The 12,940-nt window shown below is 45.6% G+C and carries 9 protein-coding genes; all 9 read left to right on the top strand.

What is annotated here, in order from left to right:
• The first annotated feature begins 45 nt into the window (after positions 1-45).
• Positions 46-1,374 (top strand): sensor histidine kinase, encoded by a 1,329-nt coding sequence (locus tag H8K36_RS17685; RefSeq protein ID WP_186917851.1) that lies wholly within the window; start codon positions 46-48, stop codon positions 1,372-1,374.
• Between the two features lie 55 nt (positions 1,375-1,429).
• Positions 1,430-2,188, top strand: a complete 759-nt coding sequence (locus H8K36_RS17680; RefSeq protein WP_186917850.1) for a LytR/AlgR family response regulator transcription factor — start codon at positions 1,430-1,432, stop codon at positions 2,186-2,188.
• A gap of 328 nt (positions 2,189-2,516) precedes the next feature.
• Positions 2,517-3,212, top strand: a complete 696-nt coding sequence (locus H8K36_RS17675) for a response regulator transcription factor (RefSeq protein ID WP_186917849.1) — start codon at positions 2,517-2,519, stop codon at positions 3,210-3,212.
• 128 nt (positions 3,213-3,340) lie between these two features.
• A complete protein-coding gene (locus tag H8K36_RS17670) occupies positions 3,341-4,612 on the top strand; it encodes an ATP-binding protein (RefSeq protein WP_186917848.1) in 1,272 nt (423 codons plus the stop codon).
• A 79-nt stretch (positions 4,613-4,691) separates the two neighbouring features.
• Positions 4,692-4,895, top strand: coding sequence for a hypothetical protein (locus H8K36_RS17665; RefSeq protein WP_186917847.1), 204 nt, complete (start codon positions 4,692-4,694; stop codon positions 4,893-4,895).
• Positions 4,892-7,120, top strand: coding sequence for a DUF4214 domain-containing protein (locus tag H8K36_RS17660; protein ID WP_186917846.1), 2,229 nt, complete (start codon positions 4,892-4,894; stop codon positions 7,118-7,120). The genes H8K36_RS17665 and H8K36_RS17660 overlap by 4 nt, the downstream gene beginning before the upstream one ends.
• Positions 7,121-7,147: 27 nt before the next feature.
• Complete coding sequence (locus tag H8K36_RS17655; protein WP_186917845.1) at positions 7,148-9,652, top strand: DUF4214 domain-containing protein; 2,505 nt, start codon at positions 7,148-7,150, stop codon at positions 9,650-9,652.
• A gap of 55 nt (positions 9,653-9,707) precedes the next feature.
• Entirely contained in the window at positions 9,708-12,296 is a 2,589-nt protein-coding gene (locus H8K36_RS17650) for a YHYH protein (protein ID WP_186917844.1), read from the top strand.
• 12 nt (positions 12,297-12,308) lie between these two features.
• Positions 12,309-12,893: a hypothetical protein gene (locus tag H8K36_RS17645; protein WP_186917843.1), complete on the top strand. Its 585-nt coding sequence runs from the start codon at positions 12,309-12,311 to the stop codon at positions 12,891-12,893.
• Positions 12,894-12,940 lie beyond the last annotated feature (47 nt).

Genomic DNA, 12,940 nt, shown 5'->3' with positions numbered 1-12,940 from the left:
TTTTTAACTAGCCGCAATACCGCATCATACGAAAAGAAGTTAGCCATGGATCCACAAACACTCGCCAAATTGAAGTTGTTCGCTAGTCAAGTTCTAGCAGGACTGAGTATAGCCTTTGATAAGACTGCCACCTGGGTTGGAAAGCTCTCGTGGTGGAAGTTCTTCCTTTTCGCAATCTTGCTCTTCATTTCTGGCGACATTATTCAAGATGCACTCTCACCAAACGAATCAACGACGAGTCAACATAAATCTACGTCAAAGAAACGCGCCCAAAAAGAGGATTCTGCAAAGCGCACGATAAAAACCGATGACGCGAACTTTGAAATCGACAACACAGGAATACGTATAAAGAAACCGGAGCACATGGCGTCTGGAAAGCGTGTCGAGATCAATGGCGATGGCTGGGAAGTTGTGGACGAACAAGCTGAAAAAATAAAGGAAAAAATTGAAGGTGCTGTCGATGAAAGCAAAAAGAAGGAAGCAAACAGCAATTCACTTCCTGGGATCACGATCGGTAAAGACGACGTTCACATTCGACTTCCCAAAGAATTAGCGAAAGAAATTCAGGCCGAGTTAGACAAAGCAAAAGCGGACGCAGCTGAAGAAGCGACGACCGAAGAGAAAACAAAATCTTCTAAATGGTTTAAAAATTTCATCGCCCTTTTGGTCTTTGGCCTGTTTGGCATGAAAGCACTGATGGGCGGAAAAGTACGTGCAGAAGAACAAGCCAAAGTCGCGAATGCCGCTGCTGAACGTGAAGCACTGTTGCGTCAAGTGAGCGAAGCTCAAATGCAGATGATGCAAGCACAAGTTGAGCCGCATTTTCTGTTCAATACTTTAGCATCCGTTGAGTATTTGATTGAAACAGATCCTCCGAGGGCTGCAGCGATGCAGCGCAGTCTCATTTCATATCTAAGAGCCGTACTTCCACAAATGCGTGAGAACGCTGCAAAGACAAATTTAGGGCGTGAAGCTGATATCGTGAAGTCCTATCTGCAATTAATCAAGATGCGAATGGAAGAACGTTTAAATATCGACTTCATCATGCCGGAAAATTTACGGTCTGCATCGTTCCCCCCAATGATGCTGCAATCTGTTGTTGAGAATGCGATTAAACATGGGCTAGAGGTAAAGGCAGAAGGTGGAACACTGCAATTTAGAGCTGAAATTCTGGGGGAAAAATTGCGTGTTACTGTCAAGGACGATGGCTTAGGCTTCGGTGCGGTGCCGAGTAATGGGACGGGTTTAGGTTTGCAAAACATCAAAGAACGGCTAAAGCTAATTTACAAAGATAACGCACAATTGATCATTACAGCAAACCAACCGTCAGGCGTATGTGTTGCAATCGAAATTCCTTTCGAAATTGCCAAATAAAAAAAAGAAAGTTAAGATCATTTCAAAATATCAACAAGACGATTAAAGGAAGAATATGCCAACCGCAATTATCGCTGACGACGAAAGACTAATGCGAGATCAATTAAGATCTCGTCTCGAACAAGTCTGGCCCGAATTACAAATTCTCGATGAAGCAAAAAATGGAGAAGAAGCAGTGCAAATGGTCGAACAACATAAACCTGACCTGGCATTCCTAGATATCAGAATGCCGGCAAAGACCGGTCTCGAAGCCGCCAGAGACATTGGCAGTAAAGCACATATTGTCTTCATCACGGCCTACGACCAATATGCTGTCGAAGCGTTCGATCAAGGAGCAGTCGACTACGTGTTGAAACCAGCAGATCCTGAGAGACTTGGCAAAACTGTTGAACGCCTAAAGGCGCGACTGCAAAGTGCTACAGAGCCCAACGATATGAGCAATATGCTCGCTCAACTTGCAAAACAGCTTGGTATTGCGCCGAAACCTAATTATTTACAATGGATTCAGGCTTCGATCGGACAAGAGCTGCGCCTTATCCCAGTTGAGGATATTCTTTTCTTTCAATCTGATGAGAAATATACGCGCGTGCAAACAGCCACTTATGAAGCATTAATTCGCAAGCCCGTTCGAGATCTCGCTGACGAGTTAGATCCACACCTTTTTTGGCAGATTCACCGTTCGACATTAGTCAATTCAAAAGCCATTTCTGGCGTCGTCCGCGATATGCGCGGGCGCCACCTAGTTCAAATCAAAGGGTTAACTGAGAAATTAGAAGTGAGTCGAAGCTTCGTCCACCTTTTTAAACAAATGTAAGTGTTTGTGACAATTTCCCATTTGGCTTCAATTAAGAACGCAGTCAAATGGGGGTATAGCAATACCATTATTCCTGCATTTCTCAAACTCCCATCATCGGTTTTGAATTTCACAAAAGAGCACCGTATTGTGTGCACCTTGGAAGTTCGATTGTAAAAAAATAACTTCAATTCTCTCGTGATCCAGTCAACAGTCATCTTTGTTGATCTGTAAGTTTCACGAAAGGACCTAGCCAGAACACTTACATTTAGTCACATGAATGACAGAAATGTCATTTTGCACCTCTGCGATACCACCTAAAATTCAGTTTGAACACAAGGGGCAAATCGTGCAAATACTACTTGTTGAAGATGAAATAAAGATCGCAGATATCGTCACGTCAGGACTAACGGAACGTGGCTATGTGGTAACTCATATCGCAGACGGTTTAGAAGCCCTAACGACAGCGCTTCGAAGCACTTTCGACCTCCACATCTTTGACATTATGCTACCTGGGAAAGATGGGCTCAGCATACTTCAAGAATTGAGGAATGCTGGAAACTCAACTCCAACAATCCTGCTCACTGCCCGCAATCAACTTAAGGATCGAGTCGATGGTCTGAACTTAGGCGCCGATGACTACTTAGCAAAGCCATTTTTTGTTGAAGAATTGGATGCCCGTATAAAGGCTATCGCTCGCCGCATATCTGGCGAAAGGGAATACATCATTAGCGTTGGTGATTTCAAACTTGATAGGATTAACCGTCAGGCCTTTGCCAATACCGTCAAAATCGATCTCAGTAGCCGAGAATTCAACTTACTTGAGTATTTAATGCGCTCCCCTGGAAAAATTTTTACGCGTGGACAGATATTAGAGCATGTTTGGGGATACGACTTCGATCCCAGCACCAATATTGTCGATGTCTGTGTAAAGCGTATTCGCGACAAAATCGCCAGCATCGATTCCGAATCCAATTTTTCCATCATCGAAGCGGTACGAGGCGCGGGCTACCGCTTTCGTCCACCGAGAGGGGAAAATTTATGAAGAGTTATCGAGTTAAGATATTCATTAGTGCGATTCTCGGAGCATCGTTACTTCTCATTCTAGCTTTGGTTGTTGGTACACAGAGTCTGACTCAGTATGAATCTGGCCGTGTAGAAAATCGTATGTGTATGGAAATCAAACGACTGACAAAAAACCCAATTGATTACGATCAAAGTTTGAAAATTTGGAGCGATATGGCACAAAAACTGCACTTAGCAGAAAAGAGCGATCTCGCATTCACCGTCAACGACATCAACTCAGAACCTTCAAAAAACCAAATTCGAACGTCAAACTGGCCTAACGAGTTCAGTCTGCTCAATCGTATTTCCAAGCAACCTGAAGCGTCAGCTTCAGCGCAGAAGGATCGCTGCCAGCTCGATACTTTGAGCACATCGAATGAGCTATGGGTCCGTGCTCAACTCGCAAACGATCGATTTGTCGCAGCGCTCATTGTCAAGAAAAATTCCGCACTTAACGAAATTAATGCTTCACTGCGACGCGCCTTCAAAATTTTAATTCCTGTTTATCTATTCTGTAGTGTGTTGGCAGCATGGGCACTAACCAAGCTTGTCACTCAACCGCTCTACACCATCACTGAGGCGATGAACAGAATAGACAAAAATGAACTTCATTTACGGCTCAATCCTGAAAATGAATATATTGAATTTAGAGGATTTATTGATTCGTACAACGACATGCTCGAAAGGCTTGAGCGAAGTTTTCATCAGGCATCTCGCTTCGCCTCTAATGCCGCACATGAGTTGCGAACACCGCTCACAATCCTTCAGGGAAAGCTAGAGAAATCGCTCAACCAAACCACTAACAGTATCGTTCAACAGGAACAATCTCAGATGCTTGATGAGGTCACACGTTTGACGCACATCACGAAACGCCTGCTTTTCTTGGCGCAGGCAGAAAGCGGAAATCTCATCCTCGAAAGATCGGAATTCGATATCAGCGACATGCTCAAAGAATTAACAGGCGATATGGAAATGTTAGCCGCAAAAAAGCACATCCACTTAAGATCTCCCCAACATATCTTAATCAACGCGGATGAAGTGTTAATTCGGCAGCTGCTCACAAATCTTTTAAGCAATGCCGTGAAATATGCTATCGAGGGTACGGTGATCGATCTTTTCGTCAAAGTTGACAAGCACCAATTCGAACTGCGCATTACCAACATTTGCAGTCCCATCGATCTTAACCAGCGATCACGATTCTTCGATAGCTTCTATCGTGGTGACCCTGCCCGCACGCGACATATTGATGGTACGGGCCTTGGCCTAAATGTGGCGCTTGAAATTGCAAGGGCTCACAAAGGACTGCTACGCCTCGAAGAGAGCTCGTTGGATGTTGTCCAACTGCATCTAACCTTGCCTCTGAACACAACAATCAATTGAATGGCACTTCCGATGATAAAACGACTAATTACAATCACCCTGTCAATGTATCTAAGCATTCTATTGTTTGGATGCGGCAATGACGACAGACAGAATGCCAGCACACCTGCAAAAATTGCACTTTCTGCTCCGCCAATTGAAAATGGTGTTATTTGATTTAATGGCCCACGCCAAAACTATCAAATCAACCGAGCTACCAACTCAATCCAAGTCATTGACTTGGTTGGCGGTGATGGAAGCACTGACGCTAGCAATGCGAGCAAATTGGTGTTTAGCGACTTGAGCGTCAACTTAACAATCGCTGCCCTCGTACCTACCGTCTCCGGTGCCGACATCGACAACCTCGTTGAACTATATATTGCTTTCTTCAACCGACTACCAGATTCAGACGGAATGGCATATTGGATTGGAGAACTCAAATCTGGAAAAACGATTCCTCAGATCGCGGACAGTTTCTACTCTGCTGGTGCCTTATTTCCGGAACTCACTGGCTACTCTAGTACACTCAGCTCGGCAGATTTCGTCCGCATTATTTATAAAAACGTATTAGGGAGAACCGGCAGTACAGCACCGAGCATTGAAGAAATTCAATATTGGGTCAATGATCTAACATCGGGACGTCAAACGAAAAGTTCACTTGTGGCCAGCATGCTTGCCTCTGCGAAGACGTTTGCAGGTGACGCCAATTTCGGATGGGTGGCGCAACTACTCAATAATAAAGTAAAGATGGGACGCTACGCTGCGCTCGAACAAGGCGTCAGCTACCTCAATTCGACCGATAATATCAGCCGCTTCAGCACAATCTCGGCGCTAATTAGTTCAAGCGACATCACTCAAGCTATCGATTCTTTCAACGTAAAAGACGCAAATTTCAATCTGCTCGCAACGGTGCCAGCGGCACCGCAAGTAATCAGTACATTCTCAAATAATAATGGTGGTGGCGTTTACTTTAATGCTCCTACAAATTCCGGTGGACTTTCCATTCTCAATTACACGATCAAGTGCAATGCTGGCACCGAGAATTTATCTAGTGTCGGTAGCACGAGTCCTATATCGATCAACGGTCTAAGCAATGGGAAGAGCTACACTTGCCAAGTCTATACCAACACCGCTTTTGCTAGCAGTAATGCGTCTACTAACGTGACCATCAATCCAGCCGCCGAAGTAGCACTGGGAAATTTCTCAGGGAATATCGTTCTCGGCTCCCCAACCGATACATCGATTAAAGCAAATATTTTCTCCACTTCACAGACAGGCACAGTATCAATACGTTATGGCCGCAATCCAGGGCAATACGAAAAGCAAACCGAACGCGTAAATTTGAGTGCGAATACACCAGTCGAACTAATACTGACAGGTCTCAACGCGGATACGCGTTACTTCTATCGACTCGACTTCCAGGCTTCAAACAATATTGGCTCGGGCCCAACAATCGAATATTCATTTCAGTCAGCGAGATCCCCCGGTCAAGCATTTACATTTGCCTTACAGGGCGACTCTCATCCAGAACGAGAAAAATCTCAATTTGACAGCGCCTTGTATACCCGCACGCTACAAACGGTGGCAGCGGACAAACCAGATTTCTATCTTTTACTTGGCGATGATTTCAGTGTCGATACACTTGATCCCAAGACCATCAACGCGACGAAAGTGACTGAACGCTATACGATTCAGCGCCCCTATCTCGGGCTTATCGGCACCTCTTCACCTGTTTTTCTTGTGAACGGTAATCATGAGCAAGCAGCGCGTTTCAACCTAAACGGCACACCTGAGAATATCGCTGTGTGGGCACAGAATGCACGTAACAGCCATTACTCACAACCTGCTCCAGATTACTTCTATTCAGGTAATAAGGAAATTGTGCCCTTTATAGGTCTACTCAGAAACTACTATGCCTGGACTTGGGGGGATGCTTTATTTGTGGTAATCGATCCTTATTGGGCTTCACCGGTTGCGGTTGACAATGTCTTTGGTGGCGATCCCAAGCGTACGAACATGTGGGATGTCACACATGGTGATGAGCAGTATCTATGGCTAAAAGAAACGCTCGAAAAGAGTAAATCAAAATATAAATTTGTTTTTGCCCACCATGTAATGGGAACTGGGCGTGGCGGTGTCGAGCTCGCGGGGCTCTGGGAATGGGGTGGAAAAAATGCGAAAGGCGTGAGTGAGTTTGCTGCGCTACGTCCGAAATGGAACCTTCCCATTCACCAACTGATGGTGGCGAACAAAGTCACCATTTTTTTCCAAGGTCATGACCACATTTGGGTTCATCAACAATTGGATGGTGTCACCTACCAAAGCCTCTCAGAACCAGCTGATCCAAATTACGCATTGTGGAATTCAGATGCATACCTAACTGGGGAACGCTTTCCAAGCACCGGATATACACGTGTTCGAGTAGAGCCAACGGGCGTCAAGGTCGAATATGTGCGAACTTACTTACCTAAGGACGAAGGCCCAGGCAAGGTCAATGGAACACCCGTCTTTAGTTACACAATACCTTAACCCTTCTTGAGACAACGGAGCACATTCGTGAAGATCACTGCTACATTACAATCCATTTTCATGATCTGCATCGGCCTCACAGGATGCGGTGGGTCTCAGAACAATGTCACTCAATCGGATGTGCTGATTGCACCTCCTCCGGTAATCAACAACACCATAACGCTGACAGGAGGTCGGAATAATTTTACGATCACGCGCAAACAAAACAATACTACACTGAATGATGCGATCGGCAATGAAGGGCTTAGTGACGTTAGTAACGCAAGTACATTGGTTTTTAGCGACCTGCGGGTTAATCTTGGGATCGCGAATCAGTTACAAAAGGTTTCAAAAGCGCAGACACAAGCATTGATCGAATTATATGTCGCCTATTTCAACCGCATTCCAGACTCCGAAGGTCTAGCTTATTGGATGGACCAACTGATCAATGGAAAATCTATTTCTCAGATCGCCGACAGCTTTTATCAAGCGGGACTGCTTTATCCGGAACTGACTGGTTACAGCAAAGACATGAGCAACGCTGACTTTGTGAGGATTGTATATAAGAATGTGCTCGGTCGGAGTGGCAGCACTGCGCCTTCGGACGCTGAAGTCACCTATTGGACAAGTGATATTGCAAGTGGTCGACAAACGAGAACATCACTTGTGATTGCGATGTTGGCCTCGGCAAGAAGTCTAGCAAATGACCCCAGTGTCGGCTGGGTCAATACTTTACTCAACAATAAGATACAAGTTGCTCAATTTTTCGCCGTAGCTCAAGGCATTAGCTATTCGAATCCTAGCGACAACATTACCCGCACGATCGCAATTGCCAATGCGATTACGCCCAACGACACGACCAGAGCGATGTCACTCATCGGCATCAAAGATCTCACTTTCGATTTAAGTGTGACCGCGCCAGAGTCACCCCGCAATATCACCAGTACAAACACTAGTTCCAGCATTTCATTTAGCTTTGATTTGCCGCTCAGCGATGGCGGCAGCCCAATTCTTGAATACAGTGCAAGTTGTTCTAGCGGCACGTCTACTCTTAATGTCAAAGGCACTACAAGTCCATTGGTAATCGGCAGCTTAAGCGCCAATCAAAGTTATCTGTGTTCACTCACCGCAAGCAATAGTTTCGGGCAGAGTTCGCCTTCAACAACTTTAAATATTGTGACTGGAACAGGAATTGCATCCCCACCATACAGCGGCGATATTGTGTTGGGTGCACCGACTGATTCAAGCGTCAGAATCAAGTTGCTTTCGAGTTCACAAGCAGGTTTCGTTTCTATCAACTACGGAACAAGCCCGAACGCGTTATCTAATCAAACGCCCACGAAAGCTTTGCTCGCTGGCGTCCCTCTCGAATTTCAACTTGATAATTTAATTGCAAACACTTCTATTTATTACATGGTGAATTATCAAAGTACCGCGACCAACACAGCGACCAGCTCAAAAATCTACGACTTTCATACCTCAAGATCGTTTGGAGACACGTTTAGTTTTACGATTCAAGCGGACTCCCATCTTGATGAAAACTCAAATTTATCTCAGTACCAGCGAACACTCGACAATATCCTCCTCGACAAGCCAGATTTTCACATCGATCTTGGCGATACTTTTATGACGGAGAAACATATGGGGCCGTTTGACGCTGTCGTGGCGATGGCAACCAGTCAGAGCATGGTGAATGACCGTTATGTTTATGAACGCCAGCATTTTGGTCGCATCACTCATTCAACCCCCTTATTCCTTGCCAATGGGAATCATGAAGGCGAATTAGGTTGGCTCTATAACGGCTCTGCAAACAATATCGCTGTTTGGGCAAGCCTCGCGAGACAAAAATATTACGCGAATCCTCTGCCGAATAAATTCTACAGTGGCGATCCCGAGCTGAATCAATTAACTGGACAACGTGCGTCTTGGTATGCGTGGCAATGGGGCGATGCGCTTTTCATTGTTCTCGACCCTTATTGGAATACAAAAGCACAAGCAAGTAAGGATGCTTGGAATATGACTTTGGGAAGCACTCAATATCAATGGCTATCAGATACCTTAAGTAAAAGTTCCGCAAAATACAAATTCGTCTTTTTACACAATCTCGTGGGAGGGCTCGATGGCCAAATGCGTGGAGGAATTGAAGCCGCATCATTTTATGAATGGGGTGGAAAGAACACAGATGGTAGCTATGGCTTTGACGTCAAACGTCCCGGTTGGAGCATGCCTATCCACAAACTACTAGTCAACAACAGAGTGACTGCAGTGTTTCATGGACACGATCATGTTTACGCTAGACAAATTCTAGATGGTGTTATTTATCAAGAAGTACCGCAACCGAGCGCGGCCAACAACACAAGTGGTGCCAACCTCGCGAAAGAATACCACTACGATTCAGGCGTAATTCAAAGTAGCTCAGGGCACTTAAAGGTAACAGTGTCAGCCCAAGGCGTTAAAGGCGAATATATTCGTTCTTGGTTACCTGGAAGTGAGACATCAACGCGAAAGAATCGGCAAGTTGACGATACCTGGACGGTGACACCAGCCCAATAGCGAACATTTTTAAAGATATTCTTTTTTGCTCTTTCTACTTTGCCCAACGGAGAAAATGATGTTTCTCGTAAAACTCAAGCCTTCCATCATCGCCATACCAATTCTGCTTGGAATGTTGAACGGATGTGGGGGTAATCAAGAGAATAATGCAATGCAGAGCACTGCAATGAAGCCAACACCAGCCGCTACACAAGCTATCCAGTTAATTGGAAAGCGCAGTAACTATCGCATCACCACGAATGCGAGTGATGCGACCATCGTAGACGCTACCGGACAAGAGAGTGCGCGCACCGTATCGATGTCAAGCAAACTGAGCTTTACCGATTTCAGCGTCGATCTCAGTCTTGGGACACTAGTTCCACAAATTTCAGAAACTCAACTTCGTTCTCTGATTGAGTTATACATTGCCTTCTTCAACCGAGTTCCAGACGCTGAAGGGATGAATTATTGGATTAGACAACTGCTTGCAGGTAAGAGCGTCTCGCAAATTGCAGATAGCTTCTATGCGGCTGGTTTACTCTATCCTGATCTAACAGGCTACACTGCAAATATGAGTAACGCCGACTTCGTCAAAATACTTTATAAGAATGTGTTGGGTCGAACAGGTACAAGCGCACCAACAGATACGGAAGTCAATTATTGGAGCAATGATATCGCTTCAGGCAATCAAACGCGGAGTAGTGTTGTGATCGCCATGCTCGTGTCCGCTCGCTCCCTAGCCAATGATCCGAATGTAGGTTGGGTCACACGCCTATTAAATAACAAGATTAGCGTAGGCAGATACATAAGCATTGAGCAGGGATTAAGCTACCTCAATGTCGCCGACAACATCAGCAAATCAATTTCGATTGCCAGCTTAGTGACTGCTGAAGACACGGATCAAGCTATCGCGACACTTGGCTTGATTGATACTAATTTTAACCTCGCAAAGACCACACCTCCAGCACCAACAAATCTCAACGCAACGGCAGCGGATGGCACTATTTCTTTGAGCTTTACCGCTCCCTCTCGAAATGGAGGAAGCACCATTACTTCGTACACCGCTACATGCACCAATAACTCAACCACGATACAGAAAGTCGGCGCAGCAAGTCCACTTCTCGTGAGTGGGCTCAATAATGGCACGACCTATCGATGCTCGGTCAAAACCAGCAACGCAATCGGAGACGGTGACAGTTCATCCATCATCTCCGCGACGCCACAAGTATCTAGTAGCGGTTTCAAATTAAGCAGCAGTGCTGGCGCAGATGGTAGTGCAATGACCGCGGATTACACCTGCGACGGCACTGGTTCAACGATACCTCTTAGCTGGACAAATGCACCTGCAGGAACAAAGGAATTTGCTTTATTGATGACAACACTCCCAGGAGATGGGAGTACCAAATGGAATTGGGTGTTATACAGCATTCCCGCCACCACGACGAGCCTTGCAAAAGATAGCTTTGGCGTCGGCACTCTCGGTGTCGGCAGTGATGGTCCAATGGCGGCATATCAGCCGCCTTGCTCGCAAGGCCCTGGCGCAAAGATCTATACCTTCACAATCTATGCTCTTTCAGCATCCCCTAGCCTACCCACTTCTGGAGCTATCACCGGCTCAATCATACGTGATGCCATCGCCAACATTACGCTCGGGTCTAGTTCGCTCAATTTAAACTTCACCCGAACGACGATGACGGGTTCAAGCGCAGCCTGCGTAAATGTTCGCAATTCGATGAACGCATCAAACACTGGTTATGCTGTGGTGAGTTGCGATGCAAACTATGCCTATGTCAGCTCCCTTGGAATCACCACACATGCAATGATGAACGGTATCACTGCAACTAATCTTCAAGTGCCAACGGTCCAAAAATTCAACGGTGCTAATGGCTGGAAGATTCCTCTCGCACCAGCAATCGCCGCAACGACAACCTCGGCAGTTGATGGCCCGATCGGTATTGCAATCAATGGCGTACCGATCTTCAATCCATGCAAACAAGGTGGTTGCCAAAATGGCGATACCAAAGTCTTAGGTGAACTCGATATATGTAACGGTCACGCGGGTCGCGCCGATGACTATCATTATCATGCTGCGCCGAGCTGTGTAATGTCGGCAAAACCAAGCAGCTATTGGGACACTCATCCGATTGGTTGGGCTCTCGACGGCTTTGCCATCTATGGTTACAACAACGCTGACGGCAAAGTAGCTCCACGCGACAGTACCTGTGGTGGCAATACTGACCCCGTCAGCAATGGTCCTGCTGGCTACGCTTATCACGTGACCGATGCATCTCCATATGTACTGTCATGCTTCCGCGGCACGCCAAGCCCTGACTTAGCCAACCAATCGAGTAAATACAGCCCCATGCGCCAACCACCGGTTACCCCGTTCAACGTAAGTGCGATGACACTCAGTACAGATAGCACAGACGGTTATCAGGTTCTACAATTCACTTCAGCAAAAACGTTTATCACTAATGAGATAGGTTCAGATTCCTACACAAACACAGCCGGCACGTACAAGATACGCTATAAAGCTTTAAGTGGAACTGAGCTGAGTACCGCACTTGCACAGAGTAAGAACAGCGGAAAGACCATGTGTTGGAATTTTCAATTCATTAACTCTAGTGGCACGACAACGCAGCCGTCTATCAGCTACTGTAGATAAAGGATAACTTAAATGTGGTTACGCTACTCACAATGGCTATCTAGTTGCATCTTGGTCGGCGCATGCTACTGTCTGCCAAACGCAAACGCAAACGCGCACGAATTAGAATCAAATCGGGTCACCATCGTGTTACGGGATGACATTCATCTCAACTTAATTTTTCGCTTGAATTACTTGGAATTTCTTCATCAACTTTACGCAAAAGAGTTGAGCCAGAAAGACTTCATCTTACGTTTTGCAGCTTTGTCTGATTCAGATTTCGATTCACTGTCTACCAAGGCAAATGCACATTTGTTGACAGAAACCAAGTTAATCAAATCGAATGGTGCCAATCTCAATATTCAACATTGGAAATGGCCATCGACTTCATCGCTTCATCAAACGCTGAGAGAACATGCGATGCAGCTTATTGTCGATCCAAGCGCGGATATACACATGGTTTTTTTTGAGATCCAAGCGGATGCGATCAGCGAAGAACATATCTCCAACTGCACAATTAGCCTACCGCAAGCTTTGACGACAATGCTGATCGTAAATTACAAAGCAAATCAGCAATGGTATCAATTTGAACAAAAGAAAACTCAATTAATGTTCTAATTCTTAAGTACTAACGAAAACAAATGCACATAAAAAAACCCGAACAT

It is taken from the genome of Affinundibacterium nitidum, assembly GCF_014284155.1.
Classification (GTDB): Bacteria; Pseudomonadota; Gammaproteobacteria; order Burkholderiales; family Burkholderiaceae_D; genus Undibacterium; species Undibacterium nitidum.
This window is presented reverse-complemented; position numbering and strand designations above follow the sequence as displayed.

What these genes read in the sequence shown, in the direction of transcription:
- H8K36_RS17670 (WP_186917848.1), top strand. Translation starts at nt 3,341, where the DNA reads ATGGAAATCAAACGACTGACAAAAAACCCAATTGATTACGATCAAAGT.
- H8K36_RS17685 (WP_186917851.1), top strand. Translation starts at nt 46, where the DNA reads ATGGATCCACAAACACTCGCCAAATTGAAGTTGTTCGCTAGTCAAGTT.
- H8K36_RS17645 (WP_186917843.1), top strand. Translation starts at nt 12,309, where the DNA reads ATGTGGTTACGCTACTCACAATGGCTATCTAGTTGCATCTTGGTCGGC.
- H8K36_RS17650 (WP_186917844.1), top strand. Translation starts at nt 9,708, where the DNA reads ATGATGTTTCTCGTAAAACTCAAGCCTTCCATCATCGCCATACCAATT.
- H8K36_RS17665 (WP_186917847.1), top strand. Translation starts at nt 4,692, where the DNA reads ATGACGACAGACAGAATGCCAGCACACCTGCAAAAATTGCACTTTCTG.
- H8K36_RS17680 (WP_186917850.1), top strand. Translation starts at nt 1,430, where the DNA reads ATGCCAACCGCAATTATCGCTGACGACGAAAGACTAATGCGAGATCAA.